This window comes from Chryseobacterium sp. Mn2064, from assembly GCF_049319685.1.
Lineage (GTDB): Bacteria > Bacteroidota > Bacteroidia > Flavobacteriales > Weeksellaceae > Chryseobacterium.
The window spans coordinates 1430930-1449029 of sequence record NZ_JBMOUE010000001.1 but is presented as its reverse complement, the minus strand read 5'-3'; the positions used below and the strand labels follow the sequence as shown (position 1 = coordinate 1449029).

20 protein-coding genes are annotated in these 18100 nt (G+C 34.2%); 13 read left to right on the top strand and 7 right to left on the bottom strand.

The genetic code is table 11. From position 1 onward, the window contains the following. The first annotated feature begins 134 nt into the window (after positions 1-134). The 4 genes from uvrA (at position 135) to ACL9RH_RS06375 (ending at position 7023) form a co-directional block, all read left to right on the top strand. The gene (gene uvrA / locus ACL9RH_RS06390) at positions 135-2966 is read left to right on the top strand and encodes an excinuclease ABC subunit UvrA (RefSeq protein WP_422692507.1); all 2832 of its coding nucleotides are present in this window, start codon (positions 135-137) and stop codon (positions 2964-2966) included. Positions 2967-3044: 78 nt separating this feature from the next. Further along, on the top strand, positions 3045-5345 hold the full coding sequence (locus ACL9RH_RS06385) for a hypothetical protein (RefSeq protein ID WP_422692506.1): 2301 nt from the start codon (positions 3045-3047) through the stop codon (positions 5343-5345). 1 nt (position 5346) lies between these two features. Further along, on the top strand, positions 5347-6447 hold the full coding sequence (locus ACL9RH_RS06380; RefSeq protein WP_422692505.1) for an HNH endonuclease: 1101 nt from the start codon (positions 5347-5349) through the stop codon (positions 6445-6447). A 171-nt stretch (positions 6448-6618) separates the two neighbouring features. After that, positions 6619-7023: a hypothetical protein gene (locus ACL9RH_RS06375; RefSeq protein WP_422692504.1), complete on the top strand. Its 405-nt coding sequence runs from the start codon at positions 6619-6621 to the stop codon at positions 7021-7023. Positions 7024-7130: 107 nt separating this feature from the next. Here ACL9RH_RS06375 and ACL9RH_RS06370 read toward each other — a convergent pair whose 3' ends face one another. Beyond that, complete coding sequence (locus tag ACL9RH_RS06370; protein ID WP_422692503.1) at positions 7131-8564, bottom strand: PLP-dependent aminotransferase family protein; 1434 nt, start codon at positions 8562-8564, stop codon at positions 7131-7133. 101 nt (positions 8565-8665) lie between these two features. Here ACL9RH_RS06370 and ACL9RH_RS06365 point away from each other — a divergent pair, with 101 nt between their 5' ends. After that, on the top strand, positions 8666-9121 hold the full coding sequence (locus ACL9RH_RS06365) for a cupin domain-containing protein (protein WP_422692502.1): 456 nt from the start codon (positions 8666-8668) through the stop codon (positions 9119-9121). Positions 9122-9152: 31 nt separating this feature from the next. Then, on the top strand, positions 9153-10031 hold the full coding sequence (locus ACL9RH_RS06360; protein ID WP_422692501.1) for a dihydrodipicolinate synthase family protein: 879 nt from the start codon (positions 9153-9155) through the stop codon (positions 10029-10031). A 97-nt stretch (positions 10032-10128) separates the two neighbouring features. Here the strand turns inward: ACL9RH_RS06360 and ACL9RH_RS06355 are convergent, their stop codons facing one another. Then, complete coding sequence (locus ACL9RH_RS06355; RefSeq protein WP_422692500.1) at positions 10129-10635, bottom strand: pyridoxamine 5'-phosphate oxidase family protein; 507 nt, start codon at positions 10633-10635, stop codon at positions 10129-10131. Between the two features lie 205 nt (positions 10636-10840). On the opposite strand from ACL9RH_RS06355, the gene ACL9RH_RS06350 reads away from it, so the two are divergent. Beyond that, positions 10841-11638: a DUF6597 domain-containing transcriptional factor gene (locus ACL9RH_RS06350; protein WP_422692499.1), complete on the top strand. Its 798-nt coding sequence runs from the start codon at positions 10841-10843 to the stop codon at positions 11636-11638. Between the two features lie 64 nt (positions 11639-11702). Continuing rightward, complete coding sequence (locus ACL9RH_RS06345) at positions 11703-12656, top strand: nitrilase family protein (RefSeq protein WP_422692498.1); 954 nt, start codon at positions 11703-11705, stop codon at positions 12654-12656. Between the two features lie 59 nt (positions 12657-12715). On the opposite strand, the gene ACL9RH_RS06340 is transcribed toward ACL9RH_RS06345, so the two are convergent. From ACL9RH_RS06340 to ACL9RH_RS06325, 4 genes are all read right to left on the bottom strand, one after another. Further along, complete coding sequence (locus tag ACL9RH_RS06340) at positions 12716-13072, bottom strand: rhodanese-like domain-containing protein (protein WP_422692497.1); 357 nt, start codon at positions 13070-13072, stop codon at positions 12716-12718. Beyond that, a complete protein-coding gene (locus ACL9RH_RS06335; RefSeq protein WP_422692496.1) occupies positions 13069-13371 on the bottom strand; it encodes a DUF3817 domain-containing protein in 303 nt (100 codons plus the stop codon). Before ACL9RH_RS06335 ends, ACL9RH_RS06340 begins: the two co-directional genes overlap by 4 nt. A 2-nt stretch (positions 13372-13373) precedes the next feature. Then, positions 13374-13832, bottom strand: a complete 459-nt coding sequence (locus ACL9RH_RS06330; RefSeq protein ID WP_422692495.1) for a hypothetical protein — start codon at positions 13830-13832, stop codon at positions 13374-13376. A gap of 69 nt (positions 13833-13901) precedes the next feature. Further along, a complete protein-coding gene (locus ACL9RH_RS06325; RefSeq protein ID WP_422692494.1) occupies positions 13902-14492 on the bottom strand; it encodes a TetR/AcrR family transcriptional regulator in 591 nt (196 codons plus the stop codon). Positions 14493-14645: 153 nt separating this feature from the next. Between ACL9RH_RS06325 and ACL9RH_RS06320 the strand changes: the two genes are divergently transcribed. From ACL9RH_RS06320 to ACL9RH_RS06300, 5 genes are all read left to right on the top strand, one after another. Further along, on the top strand, positions 14646-15869 hold the full coding sequence (locus ACL9RH_RS06320) for an MFS transporter (protein WP_422692493.1): 1224 nt from the start codon (positions 14646-14648) through the stop codon (positions 15867-15869). Positions 15870-16060: 191 nt separating this feature from the next. Then, on the top strand, positions 16061-16573 hold the full coding sequence (locus tag ACL9RH_RS06315; protein WP_422692492.1) for a DUF421 domain-containing protein: 513 nt from the start codon (positions 16061-16063) through the stop codon (positions 16571-16573). 6 nt (positions 16574-16579) lie between these two features. Further along, positions 16580-17071: a GNAT family N-acetyltransferase gene (locus ACL9RH_RS06310; protein WP_422692491.1), complete on the top strand. Its 492-nt coding sequence runs from the start codon at positions 16580-16582 to the stop codon at positions 17069-17071. A 99-nt stretch (positions 17072-17170) separates the two neighbouring features. Further along, positions 17171-17353, top strand: coding sequence for a quinol oxidase subunit 4 (locus ACL9RH_RS06305; RefSeq protein ID WP_422692490.1), 183 nt, complete (start codon positions 17171-17173; stop codon positions 17351-17353). Positions 17354-17473: 120 nt separating this feature from the next. After that, entirely contained in the window at positions 17474-17689 is a 216-nt protein-coding gene (locus tag ACL9RH_RS06300; RefSeq protein WP_422692489.1) for a hypothetical protein, read from the top strand. Between the two features lie 59 nt (positions 17690-17748). Here ACL9RH_RS06300 and ACL9RH_RS06295 read toward each other — a convergent pair whose 3' ends face one another. Beyond that, a complete protein-coding gene (locus tag ACL9RH_RS06295; protein ID WP_422692488.1) occupies positions 17749-18063 on the bottom strand; it encodes a DUF4286 family protein in 315 nt (104 codons plus the stop codon). Positions 18064-18100: the final 37 nt, after the last annotated feature.

Below are 18100 nucleotides of genomic sequence, written 5' to 3'. Positions count from 1 at the left end.
ATAAACTCCTCTACACAAACATCTGCGAAAATCCGCGAAATCTGTGGTCAAATAATTACCCATAAGGAAAAACATTTTCATAAAAATTCCGTAATTTTGCCCGTCGTGATTTTCAGACAAAATCACCCCAAATTATGAGCAAATCAACAGAATATATAGAAGTTTACGGGGCTCGTGAACACAATCTAAAAAATATTAATGTTAAAATTCCGCGCAACGAACTTGTTGTGATTACCGGCCTTTCCGGGAGCGGAAAATCTTCACTCGCTTTTGATACCATTTTTGCAGAAGGCCAGCGTCGTTATATAGAAACATTTTCTGCTTATGCACGCCAGTTTTTGGGTGGTTTGGAGCGTCCTGATGTAGATAAAATAGAAGGGCTTTCTCCAGTTATTGCCATTGAGCAGAAAACAACCAATAAAAACCCAAGATCTACAGTTGGAACCGTTACAGAACTGTACGATTTTCTTCGTCTTTTATATGCCAGAGTTTCGGACGCCTATTCATTGTCCACGGGGCAGAAATTAGTAAGTTATACCGAAGATCAGATTCTGGAAACCATTAAAGAAAATTACAAAGGAGAGAAGATTATGCTTCTTGCACCGGTAGTTCGTTCAAGAAAAGGTCACTATCATGAACTTTTCGTACAAATGGCGAAAAAAGGATACGGCCAGGCAAGAATTGATGGGGAATTGCAGGATATTGAATATGACTTAAAACTTGACCGTTATAAAACCCACGATATTGATATCGTTATCGACCGTTGGATCATTGGGGAAAATGCTTCAGAAAACAGAATGGAAAAATCCCTGCGTACCGCAATGGAAATGGGAGAAGGCATTATTGGAATTCAGAAGCTGGGAAGTAAAGATATTGAGTACTTTTCCAAAAACCTTATGGATGCAGAAACAGGACATTCATTAGCATTACCGGAACCGAATACCTTTTCATTCAACTCTCCGAAAGGAAGCTGCCCAAATTGTAAAGGGTTGGGAATGATCAAAAAGATCAATACCGATTATTTTATTGATAATCCAAAATTATCCATCAATCAGGGAGGTTTACTTCCGCTTGAAGATATTAAATCTAATAAATGGATCCTTTCTCAAATTAAAAACATCCTTGAAATATTCGGATTGGGATTAACAACTCCGATGAAGGATATTCCGGAAGAAGCACTGGATTATATCTATAACGGGTGCCATAAAGAATTTAACAAAGACCTGAAATACGCAGGAATTACCAAAAAAATAAAGATCAGCTTTGATGGTTTAATTGCTTTCATGGAAGAAATTATCGATGAGAGAGAATCTTACGAAGCTATTTTACTGGAAAGACACTTTACAACAGAAGAAACCTGCCCGGAATGTGGAGGAACACGTCTTCAGCCTTCAAGCTTAAGTTTTAAGATTGATGGGAAAAATATTGCAGAAGTCAACGGTTTAAGTTTAGCTGATTTAAAAGATTGGCTGGCGGACGTTAAAGACAAATTTTCAGAAAAAAATAAGATCATCGCTCACGAAATTCTAAAGGAGATTGAAACCAGACTTCAGTTTCTGTTGGATGTAGGGTTAGATTATCTAAGTTTGAGCAGAAGTTCAAAAACACTTTCAGGAGGTGAGTCACAGAGAATACGTCTGGCAACGCAGATTGGATCCCAATTGGTAAATGTACTGTATATTCTGGATGAACCAAGTATCGGACTTCACCAGAGAGATAATGAAAGGCTGATTCATTCATTAAAAAATCTTAGAGATATCGGAAACTCTGTATTGGTAGTAGAGCACGATAAAGACATGATTCTTGAAGCCGATGAGGTGTTGGATATTGGTCCAAAAGCCGGAAAATTCGGTGGTGAAATTCTTTGGCAGGGAAAACCGAAAGATTTATTAAAAGCAGATACGATTACGGCTCAATATATCAACGGAAAAAGGAAAATTGAAATTCCTGCAGAAAGAAGAGCTGGAAGTGGTAAAAATATTCTTTTGAAAGGCGCCACAGGAAATAACCTTAAAAATGTAACCTTAGATATTCCACTGGGTAAATTGGTGGTGGTAACCGGAATTTCAGGAAGTGGAAAATCTTCTCTGATTAACGGAACTTTATATCCAATTCTGAATAAACATTTCTACAGAGCAGTTCAGGAACCTTTACCGTACAAAAAAATTGAAGGACTCGAAAATATTGATAAAATTGTAGACGTAGACCAGACCCCGATCGGAAGAACACCGCGTTCAAACCCCGCAACCTATACGGGAATGTTTACAGATATCAGAAACCTTTTTGCAGAGCTGCCGGAAAGTAAAATCCGTGGATATAAACCGGGAAGATTTTCTTTCAACGTGAAAGGCGGAAGATGCGAAACCTGTCAGGGAGGAGGATTGAAAGTGATTGAAATGAATTTCCTTCCGGATGTATATGTACATTGCGAAACCTGTAACGGAAAACGTTTTAACAGAGAAACCCTTGAAGTTCGTTACAAAGGAAAATCAATTTCTGATGTTCTGGATATGACGATTGATGAAGCTGTAGAGTTTTTCCAGCCAATTCCTAAGATTTTTGCCAAAGTGAAAACGCTACAGGATGTAGGATTAGGATATATTACCCTGGGACAACAGTCAACAACCCTTTCCGGAGGAGAAGCGCAACGTATCAAGTTAGCAACCGAACTGGCTAAAAGACAGACAGGAAATACCCTTTACATCCTTGATGAACCTACAACAGGGCTTCATTTTGAAGATGTAAAGATATTAATGGATGCCATCAATCAATTGGTAGAACTAGGAAACTCCTTCATTATTATCGAACATAATATGGATGTGATAAAACTGGCAGACCATATTATTGACGTAGGTCCCGAAGGTGGAAAACACGGTGGGCAGATTGTTGCACAGGGAACTCCTGAGGAAATTGTGAAGTCTAAGAAAAGCTTGACAGGGAAGTTCTTGAAGAGAGAATTGGAATAATAATTATATAAATATATTACGGAAAGCCACAATGAAAATTGTGGCTTTTTTATTTATTTTTGGGGAAAACAGATAAACATGAGTTTTAAACTTTTAGCGATTAGACCTTTGAAAGATTGTCATGAAGATTTTCTTAAAAATTTGGAAGAAGGAAGAATATACAAATTATATGAGGAATATGAATTTTATAATGAGTCCCAAAAAATTGATAATTATAATTTTATTATTGATAGAGAAAACATATTAGATGTAAATAAAATTAATTTTACACCAATACTGCCAAAAAATCTGTATGGAGAAAAAATAAATATTTCAGCAGTAGTAGGTAAAAATGGAAGTGGAAAAAGTAGTTTAATAGAATTGATATACATAGCTTTTTATAACTTATCAATAAAAGGTGGACTAATTAAACATATACCAGTAAATCATGAAAAAAATTTAATACATGAAAGACAGATTGAACATCTTAATATTATAATTGAATCTTTAAGACAAGACCTAAAGAAAGAGATAATTTCAGATGATGAGCTTAAGGATAAAGAACGATTTTTAGAATATTATTCTAATTTACAGACTGATCAAAAGAAACAAATTAGAGAAGGTAATTTAAAAAGAGATATAATTGAAAGAATAAACCTAGAGCTATTTATACATAAGTCTGAAAAGTCTGAAGATAAGGTAAAAGAAACATTACTTATTTTGAAGTTTGAACAAGATAAAATAACTGTTCAAGAAGAAGAATTAAATAAAAAATTTACTAACGTTCCCGTTGAGGTTAATGATACTTATAATATGAGTGCATTATTTTATAATATTATAATTAATTATTCTTTTTACGGTTTAAACTCTACAGAAGTTGGTGATTGGATTCAAAATATTTTTCATAAAAATGATGGCTATCAAACTCCTATTGTACTTAATCCAATGAAAACTGATGGAATTATTGATATAAATAGAGAGACATCCTTGACCAAGCAAAGATTTTTATATAACCTTATATCTAATAATACTTTGTTACAAGTAACTCAACATAATAAAATTGATGTTATTTCTTTAAAACTTAAAAATATTGAGCTTGAAGATTTCTTTATTTGGAATGTAGGAGAAAGTGATAATACAAATCCATTCAATGTGTTTGAAACCATTATACTAAGGGCTTTTTATGATTATGAAAGAATTACAATAAGTGATAATAAAATAAATAGAATTTTAATAATATATATTTTAGATAAAATAATTAAAATTAAAGATACTTATGAAATTTATGATGGGTGTGAATTAGAATATATTAAAGGCTTTAATGCTTACAAGTTTACCACAGATTATGATGATTTTTTAGAGACATTAAATAGTGATACTAGCCACATTACATTTAAATTAAAACAAGCATTAAACTTTTTATTTTTTAATAATCTAAATGAATTAGATCAAAATATAATATATAATCATTTTCTTCTAAAATTAGAAAGCAGTTATGTTGTGGATGAATTTACGCTAGATGAATTTACATTTAGTGAATTAAATTATTATGATGACCTAAAAAGTTTAGACAAATATTTTAAAAATAAGAAGGCTAATAACCTTATAATGCATTTGCCACCTTCAATATTCAATATTGATTATAAGTTTGAGAATGGAAGTTTATTTTCAAGACTTAGTTCTGGGGAAAAGCAAAATGTATATAGTATAAATTCTATTTTGTATCATCTTATTAACCTAAACTCCGCATATGATAATAATACAATTAATAAATATTCTTATTATAACATCATATTGGATGAGATAGAATTATATTCTCATCCTGAAATGCAGAGAAAATTTATTTATCAATTATTAGATGGAATTAATAAGTTAGTAATAGATAATATTAAAGGAATTAATATTGTATTTATAACACATTCGCCTTTTATTTTATCTGATATTCCTAAACAAAATGTATTGTTTCTGGAGGTAAGTAAAAAAATCGATGAAAATAATAGTCCAATATTGGATAAAAGCGGTAAAGAACATTTTTTTTCTGTGTCTAAAGAATATAAGGGCGATAATACTTTTGGAGAAAATATACATCAAATGCTTACAGATGGCTTCTTTATTACAAGTACCAAAGGAGAGTTTGCAATAAGTAAGATAAATGATTTTTTAGATTTTTATAAAAAGTGCAGTTCAATAAACAAAGATTCTAAAGATTATGAAATCTATAAACAAGAATATAGTTCTAAAAATTTTCCTTTATTAATTTCATTAATAGGAGAAGAGTATATTAGAAGAATTTTAGAAAATCATCTTGAAATTTTAGAAAAGCTCTTTGAAACTGACTCTTATAAAGAAAAACGCATTTCAGATCTTAAGGCTGAAATTGAAAAATTAGAAAACGGATAATATGAGGAAGTTATGTAATAATATTTCGCATGATGTATTAGTAAAAGATTTTTATAATAAAATACTTCATAAAAGAGATAAAAGATTTTTATTGTATAATGGCTTAGAGTTTAATGATGAAGTTTTAGCAATACTTCCAGGAGTTTCCATTGAAGAAGTTTTATTATCTAACTTTGAAAAGCTGCTCGAGATTAATGAGAAAATTGAAAATGATTATATACAAGTTATAGTCAAAGATAAAATAAAAACTCTATTTAGAGCAGAGATACCATATATTGAACGCTATTTTGAAAACAGAATTAATAAAATTGAAGTTGGTAAAACAGCTGATGAATCATTAAAAAAGATAATAAACTCTGAGATAAATAAAGAGTTGTGTGGAGTTTTTAAAGGAATTGACAAAATTTTATACGAAAATAATACAATTCACTCCGTAATCTCAGAGTTTTTTATTGAGAAATCTAATGTGTTACAAATAAAATCATGTTACTATTGTAATATAGATTTTGTTAATGTTTATAAAGAGGCAAAAAATAATAAATACCATTTTACACTAGATCATGTACTGCCTAAGAGTAAATATCCATATTTCTCAATTTCATTATTTAATTTAGTCCCTTCTTGCTATACATGTAATTCAAAATTAAAATTAGCAAATGAATTTTCGATTAGTAGTGATTTAGCTAAAATATGTCCAAGTTCTGAAGGTTTTAATTTTGATGAAAACACAACGTTTACATTAGAGTTTAATGTAAATGATTCTGATTTTAAAAGTAAGATTGAAAAAGTACAGCAAATTGAGGATGTAATTATTGATTTAAAAAATAAACATTCGAATAATGGGGTAAAAGAATTTATTGATATTTTTAATCTTCAAGGTAGGTATGAATACCATAAAAATATTTGTTTTGATTTAATTGATAAAAGAAAGAAATATCCTGATAAAGAAATATCCAATATTGCTAGCCTAATTAAAAGGGATATTTCTACAGTTAAAAAAGATATTTTCGGTTATGAAATTTTCGAGTCTACAAATGCACCTTTCGAAAAATATAAGCAAGATATTGCAGAACAATTAGGTATAATAAAGCCTCAATATTAAATTTTCAATTATTTTAAAATTTATATAATTGATAATCAATGTGATATGTTTTAATGTTAACTCAATGTTAACTCAATGTTAACTCAATGTAAAATTAATATGAATTATTTTTAATAACTTTGGATAAGAGATACAAAATAATGTTATTATAATTCTTAAAACCAGTTAGTTATGAAAAATAAAATTCAAATATTCTTGGCTTCACTTTTTGTTTGCGGCTTCGTTGCTATTTTGGACACTGTTAAAGCTCAAACTACAGATCATAATACTATTCAGGAAATTCAACTGACTAAAAATGAAACCTTCAATGATATCAGAGGCAAATTGATGGCGAATTTTGACCTTACCAATCCGGAATATCAGCAGGGAACAGTGAATTCAGTTGTTAAATTTGATATTGCCAAAAACGGGAAAATTGTCAATGTTCATTCCAACGGAGACTGCAAAACCGTAGACAAGGAAATTGAAACTGTTTTGAGCGAGCTTGATTACAGAGTAGACCGCAAAGACCTCAATGACAATATGATGGCTTATACCTATGTAATGCCTGTAACAGTCGAGATCAACAATAGATAAAATATTTTGCAGCGATGTTCTCATCGTTCAATATCCATAAAAATCAGAATCAGGCTGTTTCAGAAATGAGGCAGCCTGGTTTTTATATACTAAGAAGGAGAGATAGCCTATTCAGCCAATTTTCTGAGAATTTCTGCAATAATCGGTATACTTTGTTCCAGTTGCTCCTCAGAAAGTGCTCCATAACTTAGTCTAAATCCATTAATCGGTTGATGACTGTACTGTTTAGGGTGAATGATCTTAATATTCCTTTCCCATAACGCAGAGGTTACAGAATCCCAGTTTAAATTCGCCTTAGGAACAATCCAAAAAGCTAATCCACCCTCAGGAAGTGTAAAATCACAAATATCATGCATATGCATTTGCAAAAGTTTAAATACGAAATCTCTTTTGCCTTTATAATGTACCGTTGCTTTTTTGATGTGTTTCTTTACGGCTCCTTCCTTGATCAGCTGAAGAACAGCATGCTCCATAATGACATCTCCATGTACATCAATAATTTTTCTCAAAGCTCCTATTTTTTGTAACAAATCCTGATCTTTGGTTGCCAGATAGCCAATCCTCAAAGCGGGAGCAACCACTTTACTTAATGTACCGATATAAACATAATGATTCAGTTCCGGAAAACTTGAAAGGGGAAGAATAGGACGGTAGCCAAAATGAAACTCATTGTCATAATCATCCTCAATAATGGTTACATGATATTGGTTGGATAACTCAATAAGTTGTAATTTTCTTACCAAACTTAACGTAACCGTAGTAGGATATTGTCTGTGAGGAGTGATGTATATGGCTTTTATATTTTTATTTTGGCTTAAAAGCTTTTCTACCGTTTTTACACATATTCCTTCCTCATCTACTTCTACGGGTAAAAGCTGGGCTCCGGCATATTCAAAAGCCTGCCAGGCGGGTTGATATCCTGGATTTTCTACAATAATATGGTCACCGGAGCTTAATAGACTCTGAGCAGTCAGAAACATGGCCATCTGGCTCCCTCTTGTAATTGAAATTTCATTTTCATTGATCTGCATGCCTCGCTGATGATTCAACATTTGAGAAATCATTCTCCTGAATTCTGTCTCCCCATGTTCATTTCCATATCCCATCATCTGCCACTTTGCCTTGATACTGAAAATTTGTCTGTAAGCTCTCGCCAGTTCTGTGACGGGCGCAATTTTACTATCAGGATGACCGTCATCAAAATTGATCATTTTCCCATGAAGAGAACTGAGGAGATGGGAGGGATCATTTCGTTTCTCGTGTCTTTGCTCCCGTAAAGAAGGAAGTTGATCGGAGACGAAAATACCTTTACGTTCTTTAGAAATCACCCATTCTTCGTTAATAAGTACCTGGTATGCTTCTACAACAGTATTTCTGTTGATTTTTAAGCTCATGGCCAGTTTTCTGCTTCCGGGAAGAGCATCTCCGGACTGCAGCCTTCCTGAACGGATATCTCCAATGATGGTATCTGCAATCTGAAGATAGACTGCTTTGTCAAGATTTTTATCAATTTCTAATTCTAATTTCCAAGGTCTAAGCATCTGGACTATCTATTTATGTAAAAACTGAATCATTTAAGTAGTCCAAATATAAAATAATTTTGTCATGCAATAAAGCAAAGAACTTATTAATTTTTAAAATTATGGACAAAAAACAATTCAGTTCAAAAGATTTTCATGAAACTTTTGCAAGACCAAAGTATGTAAAACCAAGTCATTTAATTCATAAAAATGTAGAAAATGCGGGAGAACACAACGAGTTTTCAACAGAAAGAAAGCATCCGGTTTTCTTTGTAGACCTTCCAAGTAAAAATGTAAGTATGACAATCGGAGGTTTATTGCCGGGGCAGCAGACCAACAGACACCGCCATACTTATGAGACCGTTCTTTTTGTTATAGAAGGAAAGGGTTGGACAGAAGTAGAAGATGAAAGAGTACACTGGGAAGCGGGTGATGCGGTTTATATTCCTTCATGGGCATGGCATAAACATCAGAATATGAGTGATACAGAACCTGCAAAATACATTGCCTGTGAAAATGCACCTCAATTGCAGAATCTGGGAGTAGCCCTGAGAGAAGAAGAAGGAAGAGATTTATAACTAAAATGATTACAATTAAAATAGACCAAAAATGAATAATGTTCCATTTAAAGGCATCATTGCTTATCCCATTACTCCTTTTGATGATGAGGAAAAGATTGATATTCCATTATTTAAGAATCTGGTAGAACGACTTATTATTTCCGGGAGCCACGGGATTGCGCCCTTAGGAAGTACCGGTGTAATGCCTTATTTATCCGATGAGGAAAAAGAAGCCATCACAGAAGCTACGATACAACAGGTAAAAGGAAGAATACCAACGCTTGTAGGAGTTTCCAATCTGACTACTGAAAGAACAATCCATCATGCAAAGTTTGCAGAGCAGGCTGGAGCAGATGCGGTTATGATCATCCCAATGAGCTATTGGAAACTTACTGACGATGAAATTGTAGCACATTATGATGCTGTAGCCCAGAAAATTTCAATCCCGATTATGGCTTATAATAATCCCGCAACCAGTGGAGTAGATATGTCTCCTAGTTTATTAAAGAGATTGCTGAAAATTCCCAATGTTACGATGATTAAAGAAAGTACGGGAGATATTCAGAGGATGCACTTCTTGAGAAAAGAACTGGGAGAAGATGTGGCTTTTTATAACGGATCTAATCCTCTTGCGTTGTCCGCATTTACTGCCGGGGCAAAAGGTTGGTGTACCGCTGCTCCCAATTTGATCCCTGAACTTACAGTGGAATTGTATAACGCTGTGGAGGAAGGGAATCTTCAAAAGGCAAAAGAGATTTTCTATCAACAATTTGACTTGTTGAAGTTTATTGTGAATAAAGGGCTTCCAAGAGCCGTTAAAGCAGGATTGAATATCCTTGGTGAAGAAGGTGGAAATCTGAGAAGTCCATTGAAACCTCTAACCGATAAAGAAATAGAAGAATTAAGAAATATCATCACATCTCTTTAGCTTATAGTAAAGCAATATTTTAATCTTGTAAAGGCGGTTTCAGAAATGAACCGCCTTTTTTATTTTCAAACATATTTTCAAAGAATAGGCTATACCTTTAAATAATTGCATTTCCTTCAACTCCGTCAGAATTATTCGTTTTATGACCTGTAATAGCGGCAGCCACAAAACTAAAAAGACTGACAAGCTTTCCTGCTTTAGTATCCCAGTAATATGTTTCTTTAGGTTCTACCCGAATAATGGTAACATTCGGATCGTTTTTCCCGTCAAACCAGGCTTTGGCAAGCGGAGACCATTTTTCCTCTATGGTAGCTTTATCCTTATATACAGAGGCTTTTCCGTAAACGGATAGATATTGTGCATCACCATTATTCATAAAGAACAGCTGTACTCTGCGGTCTTCTTTTATTTCAAAATTTTTGTTGCTGGTTCCGCTGCTGATAAACCAGAGATTTCCGCTGTCATCCGTTTCCTGAAGGGTCATTGGTCTTGACGTTACAGGAACTGTTTCCAATTCTGTACAGAACATACATATTTTGGCACTTTCCGAAAGTTCTTTGATTTTTTTGATCGCTTCGAGGTGGGTAAGATTTTGTGTTGACATCGTATATTATTTTAGTGATTGGTTCATAATGAAAATCCTTTTCAGGAATAATGATAATAAAATATTCAAATACCTGACCAAACGGAAATTACGTGTGGTACATGTGCTGTTTTTTAACAATAAAAAAATTTTTTGTAATGATTTGATGAAAAGCTTAACTTGAGGAATTAATTGTTCTTAACAGGTAATTTGTGTACATTTGAATATGCAGATTCCGCCACCAAAACATCTGTCTCCTTTTATAAGACATTATATCTTTTTAGAGAGTTCTAAAAAGGAGATCAGGAATGTTCGTCTGTTTTCCGATGGCAGTACCGGACTTATTTTATCAGGTGATATGAATCTTTACTCTTCCGGTTCTGAGGAACATATGCCGCTGTCTTTTTTCTATGGAGCTTTAAGCAGTTATAAAGATTTTTATTCCAAGGGACCGTTTTCCCTGGTAGCAGTAGTATTTCAGCCTTATTTTTTGAATCTCCTTGTGAAAGCTTCCGCTAAAGAAGTCCGCGACAGTATTATTTCCGTTGAAGATGTATTAAAAAACAGTTTCCAGCGTTTTCAGGAAAATCTTTTAAACAAGATCACTCCTTTGACTGTTATTCGTGATCTTAACATTTTTTTTACAGAATTGATCATCAGAGAAAATACGTCGGATTATGATTTTATAACAGCCGTTCAAAAGTATATTCTTCAGCATAAAGGTTCTGTATCTTCAAAAGAATTAGAAAATTTCACAGGATATACCGAACGGCATCTGGAAAGAAAGTTTGATAATTATATGGGAATATCTCCTAAGAAATACAGTAATATTATCCGTCTTCATTACTTCTTAAGCCTTATGAATAAGAGAAAATATAATGAAAATCTGACAGCGCTTTCTTGTGATGCAGGATATACGGACCAATCTCACCTAATCAGGGAATTTAAGAATAATGTAGGTCTAACCCCGAAGCAGTACTTGAAAACCGAAAACAAAATGGCGGTTAATTTCATTGAACTGTAAATCCAAAAGTCGGTTTTATACAATTTTTCGGCGATGAGGTCCTGTAGCTTTGCTGAAAAAAATAATGAACATTACCATTTCAACAGCACAATTCGAAAATAAAAGCGGAGATAAAGAATACAATCTTTCCGTTATAGAAAAATTGGCAGCACAAGCTGCTTCTCAGGGTTCTCATGTAATCGCTTTTCACGAATGTTCCATTACCGGATATACTTTTGCCAGAAAACTTTCCAAAGAACAGCTTCTTGATATTGCCGAAATTATTCCTGAAGGAAAAAGCATTCAGAGATTACAACAGATTGCAGAAAAACATAATATTACGATTCTTGCAGGGCTTTTTGAAAAAGATGAAAAAGATTTTCTCTATAAAGCGTATGTATGTGTTGATAAAACCGGCTTGAAGGCTAAGTACAGAAAGCTACATCCGTTCATCAATCCTCATCTTACACCCGGAAACGAATATTGTGTATTTGATATTATGGGTTGGAAATGCGGTATTCTTATCTGCTATGATAATAACATTATTGAGAACGTAAGAGCGACAAAACTTCTTGGCGCAGATATCATTTTTATGCCTCATGTTACTATGTGTACACCTTCTACAAGGCCGGGGGCAGGTTTTGTGAATCCTGATCTTTGGCAAAATAGAGTAGCTGATCCTACCTCTTTAAGACTGGAGTTCAACGGAATGAAGGGCCGGGATTGGCTGATGAAGTGGCTTCCGTCAAGAGCTTATGATAACGGAGCATATATTGTTTTTTCAAATCCTATCGGGATGGATGATGATCAGCTGAAAAACGGTTGCTCTATGATTATCGATCCTTTTGGTGATGTTATTGCAGAATGCCGTTCTTTTGATGACAGTTTTGAATCTGCCGTTCTTACACCGGAAAAGCTTACCCAGGCAGGCGGATACCGATACATACAGGCCCGAAGACCGGAATTGTACAGAGAAATTATAGGGCAGGAGCATCTTTCTGAACAGAAAGTAGTGTGGTTGAATGATAAAACGGTTTAAAATTTTGGGAATAAAGGAAGACGAAGGTAATGTAAGAAGTTTCTTCATCTTCCTTTATTTTATGGGGTAATCGTCTTCTGCAAATCACTCCATGCTCCGCCATTATAAACATGTGGGAAGCCTTTCTCCTTTAAAATATTTTCTGCTTTCACACTTCGAAGGCCATGAGAACATACCGTAATATATACTTTTTTAGGATCAAGCTCTACATAACGCTCTCTGATGCTTCCCAGTGAAATATTTACGGAACCTTTTATATGTCCTGTTACATATTCTTTCTCCGTTCTTACATCGAGAATGACTGCTCCGTTTCTGACCAGCTGAGGCAATCCTTTGTCCAATGTATTGAATCGGTAAACCTTATATACAATATATAGAGTAAAAACAATTCCACACAGTATGAGAAAGTTTTTCATAGCTTGCTCAATATTTTGTTGTCAATGTAAAATGTTCCGAACGGAATAAAACACGCCAGAATTATTTTCCACGTTATTTCTTTAAACTTCCAGTTCTGTTCTACGCCTACACTCAGTGTATTGAACAAAAAGAGAAGGAATAGAGTTCCGTGTACTGGGCCTAATATCCTTACTAAAGAAGGATTTCCCAACCAATGTTTCATAGGAACTGCAATAAAAACCAGGCTCAACAATGAAATGCCTTCTAAAATGGCCAGAATCCTTAGCCGGCCGACTTTTGATTTTAATAAATGTATCATAATTATCTGAAATAAGGTCTGTTGGCAAATGGAGAAAACGGCCACGGAATAGCAATGAAAATAATAAATAGAGCAATAGTAAACCAAACACACAAGGTTTTAAATTTTTCTCTGTCTGATGATCTTCTTTTGGCTAATCCTGATCCGACTGTAATAATAACAATCGCAATAATCATGAATGAAATGTGAATCATTCCAAAAAATAAATGATCAAACGATTCTTTTGCCTCCTTCCAGTTTTTCCAGAAATATTGAACAATAGGACTTTTGAAATAAAAGATCATTCCTATGACCAATTGAATATGCGCAATCGTAGCGGTCCAATGCCGTACAGTATCGTCTGTTTTGGTGAATTTCCCGTTGGAGAAATATCCTTTATAGGAACGGAAAAGAGTATAGATCAAATTCAGCAGAACCAACCATCTGGTTATGGAATGTAAAAAGGTAAGCGTTTGGTACATCAATTATTTTTTTGATGTGGTAAAGGTAAAATAAAAAACATACTAATTAGTATGTTTTTATTGAAAAAATTATTGCAATGTGTTAAAATAAGATTTAAGTCCCTTTAAATAAACGAGATATACTCCTTTTGAATTTTCAAGTTTACCCAGATTACGCACTCCCCAATATCCGGAAATAACAAAGACACTTACTTCTAGAGGGTTTACTTCTTTTTTGATGATGCCTGCTTCTTTTCCTTTTTCTATGCTTTCTATGAAGGCATCTTCCCATTCTCTTGAAAGCTCGAATAAAGCCTGAGTAAAAGCCTCATTCCAGGGAGCCATTTGCTGTATAAAATTGGAAGTAGGGCAGCCATATTCAACTTTCAAAAAATCATTTTCCATCAGAAGATGGTAAATGATCTGATAAATACTTTCCAAAGGATTGTCGTTTTTCTGAAGAGCATCAATAAAAGTACGTCTGAAATTGGGTTTCATCAATTCATTAATAATGGCAACGCCCATTTCATCCTTGGTTTTAAAATGATAATAAAAAGCCCCTTTAGTCACCTGAGTCGTTGCAATAATCTCATCGATGCTTGTCGTCTGAAAACCTTTGATATAGATAAGTTCAAACGCTTTCTGCAGAATATTGAGACGGGTAGCTTCTGATTTCTTCATGTACTTTTGAGAATTATAATACAAAGGAACAAATTTTCAGCATAAAAATGAAATGTATTATTATTCTGATACAATCGTACAATTTAAATAATTTTTATAATACAATTATTCGTCGGAAATTTGCATCATCAACATCAATAAAATTACAACGTAATGAATTTTCAAAAAGAAATACAGATTCGTCCAACGTCTGGAAGTATAAAAAGCAAAGGACTTCCAGCTGCGTTATGGGCCCTTACAATAAGTGCGTTCGCCATTGGTACTACAGAGTTTGTGATTGTAGGACTTCTACCCACTGTAGCCTCCGATCTGGGAATTTCCATTCCTTCCGCTGGACTTTTGGTAAGTCTTTATGCAATTGGAGTAGCCATTGGAGCGCCTATTTTAACAGCTTTAACAGGAAAGATTCCCCGTAAAAGACTTTTGGTTTCTATCATGCTGCTATTTGTTATAGGAAACGGACTTGCCTCTATTGCGCCCGGGTTTATAACATTAGTCCTCGCCAGAATATTAACAGGGTTTGCCCACGGAGTCTACTTTTCCATCGGTTCTACAATTGCAGCATCATTGGTTCCGGAAGAAAAAAGAGCAACAGCAATTTCCATTATGTTTGCCGGTCTTACTTTAGCCATTGTAACTGGAGTACCGTTAGGAACCTTTATAGGACAACATTTTGGTTGGCGTGCAACTTTTATAGGAGTGTCAATATTAGGAATTATAGGACTATTAGCAAGTTTATTATTAGTTCCCAACAGTTTAAAAAATGGTAAAACAGCATCTTTAAAAAGTCAATTTAAGGTACTGGGAAATAAAAGATTAATTTTCGCCTTTTTGATGACCGCTATGGGATACGGAGGAACGTTTGTTGTTTTTACCTATTTATCACCTGTTTTACAAAAGATAACAGGTTTTCAAGAGTCTACCGTAACTTTTATTCTGCTTATTTATGGAGTAGCCATTGCGCTGGGAAACCTGATTGGAGGTAAAGTAGCCAATAAAAACCCATTGAAAGCTCTTCTATGGATGTTTGCCGCGCAGGGCTTAATACTGCTGGCTTTTTATTTTACGGTAAGCAGCCCGGTATTAAGTATTATTACACTTTTCTTTCTAGGGGCGCTTTCTTTTGCCAGTGTTCCCGGGCTTCAGCTTTTGGTGGTGCAGATTGCAGAAAAAGAGCTTCCCGGTACCGAAGATGTGGCTTCTGGAATTAATATCGCAGCATTTAATATTGGTATTGCCATTGGTTCTTATGTGGGAGGTATTATTGTGACTTCAAGTTTAGGATTAGAAAGTACCCCATGGATCGGAGCTTTGTTTCTCGTTATTACAGTGCTTATTACTTTATATAGTATCCGCTTGAGTAAAAAGAAACAATAATCGCGGTATTTTTTATAAATGGTTTAATTTTTTAGCCACGAGTACACGAAATTTTTATGAGTGAATTCGTGGCTAATTTTTTATTTATATAATAGACATTATATTATTGAATACCAACAGCTAAACTTTCAATATTAAAACCTCTGTTGGATTAATCAAAAATTTAATACATTTGAGTAGATAAAAAAATCGTGGACCCTATTCTTAATGTAGCTGTTCGTTCCCTTTGCGTTTACCTATTTATGGTGATCGCTATTCGTTTATTTGGTAAAAATCAGCTTTCTCAGCTTAACGCAGGAGATGTTGTATTGCTGTTACTTATTTCCAATGCTGTTCAAAATGCAATGGTGGGTCCGGATACTTCTTTACAGGGCGGTATTATTGCAGCTTTGGTTCTTTTTGTGGCTAACTTTATTTTAAAAAGGATTATGTTTTCCAATCGTTCTTTTGAAACTTTAATGGAAGACGAACCTGTTATTCTTATCAGAGATGGAGTAGCGGATCAGACAGCTCTGAATCGGGCCAAGATTACACAAAGTGAACTGGAAGAAGCGATTAGAGAGCATGGGATCGATCAGATTAAAAATGTCAAATTGTCAGTTCTGGAAGTAGATGGGAATATCAGTGTTGTTTCTGAGGATGAAAAAAGCAAACAAACCCATTATTCAAGAATTAAAAGAAAAATAAAAAGAAAATACCACTAAATTACAATGAACTACGAATTAAGAGAAATGCTTCCCAACGATGAGCCGCGGGTACTGGAAATTTTCAGACAGGGAATAGAGAGCGGCATTGCCACGCTGGAAACAGAAGTTCCAACGGCAGAAGCCTGGAGTATGGAATATTTCAACGACTGCCGCTGGGTGCTGGAAAACGAAAACAATGAAGTGGTAGGATGGTGTGCCCTGAAACCCGTAAGCAAAAGAGAAGGTTTTAAAGGGGTAGCAGATGTAAGTATTTATTTTGATAATGAATACCAGGGGAAAGGGCTCGGTTCAGTATTGCTGAAAAAAATGATTCTAGATAGCGAAGATCACGGATTTTGGACTTTGCAGACCAATATTTTTTCCGAAAATGAAACGTCCATCAGATTTCATCAGAAAAACGGATTCAGAACAGTAGGCGTTCGTAAAAAGATAGGCAAGCTCAACGGCGAATGGAAAGATCTTGTGATGATGGAAAAAAGAAGCGAAATCGTTTAATGATCAGATAAGAACGAAAAGTTGAACACTAATGACTTTATTCATACTTTGGCATTGCCCTTGTTATAATTGATACCTAAGTTTGGAAAAGGAGAAATAATGAAAAGTATAAGTAAAATTAGAGGGGTGGTTATAATAATAAGTATGCTTACTTCGTGTGTTGCATATGATAACAATAGCTATCAGACGAAGAAAATTCCACCCGGACAGGCCAAAAAAATCTATGGCGGAAGTGCAAAAGATTATGCTCCGGGACAGGTGAAAAAAAGAAATGGATATTAAAGAATAAAAGGATAAAAACAGTCTCTGTTTTATATCGTTTTGGCATCAACATTGATTATTTTATAATGTAACAAAATAAGTGACAATACAATGAAAACTTTGTTGAAGGCTATAATGGTCATGACAATAATATTCATGCTGTCATCTTGTACAGCAGATGCATATTATGGAGTAAGAACGCCTAGATATGGATATTACGGACCAAGATACTATAATTACGGCTATGGTTACGGTCCAAGATATACAGAGAGAGTATATGTATATGGTGGCGGACATCACGGAGGATTTCATCATCCGATGGGTGGAGGTGGCCATCATGGTGGATTTCACAGATAAAATGAACACAATAAAAAAAGCACTGACAATTTCAGTGCTTTTCTTTTATAATGATACTATTACAGTCTCTTCTTTTTCGGATTTAGAAAGGTGTTGAAGATCATGACTTCCTGTCCGAATTTTTTCTCAATGTGCTCAGCAATATTTTGAAGTTCGCTCTCCATAAAATCGTTTCGGAGGTCATCATTATCAAAAATCAACAGCAGATTATAATTCTTTCCTTCATCAATATAATCACTATGAACCTCTGAAAGGATATACTTGCTCACATCCATCAAATTTTCGGTCATTAAAACCAATGTTTCATCAATATAATTTTCCCATTCTTCCAGATTATTTTTCGTACAGTGGAAAGTTATACTTAATACGCTCATATTTTAAGAATTTTTAAGATTTTGTGGATAAATTCTA

What these genes read in the sequence shown, in the direction of transcription:
- uvrA (WP_422692507.1), top strand. Translation starts at nt 135, where the DNA reads ATGAGCAAATCAACAGAATATATAGAAGTTTACGGGGCTCGTGAACAC.
- ACL9RH_RS06385 (WP_422692506.1), top strand. Translation starts at nt 3,045, where the DNA reads ATGAGTTTTAAACTTTTAGCGATTAGACCTTTGAAAGATTGTCATGAA.
- ACL9RH_RS06380 (WP_422692505.1), top strand. Translation starts at nt 5,347, where the DNA reads ATGAGGAAGTTATGTAATAATATTTCGCATGATGTATTAGTAAAAGAT.
- ACL9RH_RS06375 (WP_422692504.1), top strand. Translation starts at nt 6,619, where the DNA reads ATGAAAAATAAAATTCAAATATTCTTGGCTTCACTTTTTGTTTGCGGC.
- ACL9RH_RS06370 (WP_422692503.1), bottom strand. Translation starts at nt 8,564, where the DNA reads ATGCTTAGACCTTGGAAATTAGAATTAGAAATTGATAAAAATCTTGAC.
- ACL9RH_RS06365 (WP_422692502.1), top strand. Translation starts at nt 8,666, where the DNA reads ATGGACAAAAAACAATTCAGTTCAAAAGATTTTCATGAAACTTTTGCA.
- ACL9RH_RS06360 (WP_422692501.1), top strand. Translation starts at nt 9,153, where the DNA reads ATGAATAATGTTCCATTTAAAGGCATCATTGCTTATCCCATTACTCCT.
- ACL9RH_RS06355 (WP_422692500.1), bottom strand. Translation starts at nt 10,635, where the DNA reads ATGTCAACACAAAATCTTACCCACCTCGAAGCGATCAAAAAAATCAAA.
- ACL9RH_RS06350 (WP_422692499.1), top strand. Translation starts at nt 10,841, where the DNA reads ATGCAGATTCCGCCACCAAAACATCTGTCTCCTTTTATAAGACATTAT.
- ACL9RH_RS06345 (WP_422692498.1), top strand. Translation starts at nt 11,703, where the DNA reads ATGAACATTACCATTTCAACAGCACAATTCGAAAATAAAAGCGGAGAT.
- ACL9RH_RS06340 (WP_422692497.1), bottom strand. Translation starts at nt 13,072, where the DNA reads ATGAAAAACTTTCTCATACTGTGTGGAATTGTTTTTACTCTATATATT.
- ACL9RH_RS06335 (WP_422692496.1), bottom strand. Translation starts at nt 13,371, where the DNA reads ATGATACATTTATTAAAATCAAAAGTCGGCCGGCTAAGGATTCTGGCC.
- ACL9RH_RS06330 (WP_422692495.1), bottom strand. Translation starts at nt 13,832, where the DNA reads ATGTACCAAACGCTTACCTTTTTACATTCCATAACCAGATGGTTGGTT.
- ACL9RH_RS06325 (WP_422692494.1), bottom strand. Translation starts at nt 14,492, where the DNA reads ATGAAGAAATCAGAAGCTACCCGTCTCAATATTCTGCAGAAAGCGTTT.
- ACL9RH_RS06320 (WP_422692493.1), top strand. Translation starts at nt 14,646, where the DNA reads ATGAATTTTCAAAAAGAAATACAGATTCGTCCAACGTCTGGAAGTATA.
- ACL9RH_RS06310 (WP_422692491.1), top strand. Translation starts at nt 16,580, where the DNA reads ATGAACTACGAATTAAGAGAAATGCTTCCCAACGATGAGCCGCGGGTA.
- ACL9RH_RS06305 (WP_422692490.1), top strand. Translation starts at nt 17,171, where the DNA reads ATGAAAAGTATAAGTAAAATTAGAGGGGTGGTTATAATAATAAGTATG.
- ACL9RH_RS06300 (WP_422692489.1), top strand. Translation starts at nt 17,474, where the DNA reads ATGACAATAATATTCATGCTGTCATCTTGTACAGCAGATGCATATTAT.
- ACL9RH_RS06295 (WP_422692488.1), bottom strand. Translation starts at nt 18,063, where the DNA reads ATGAGCGTATTAAGTATAACTTTCCACTGTACGAAAAATAATCTGGAA.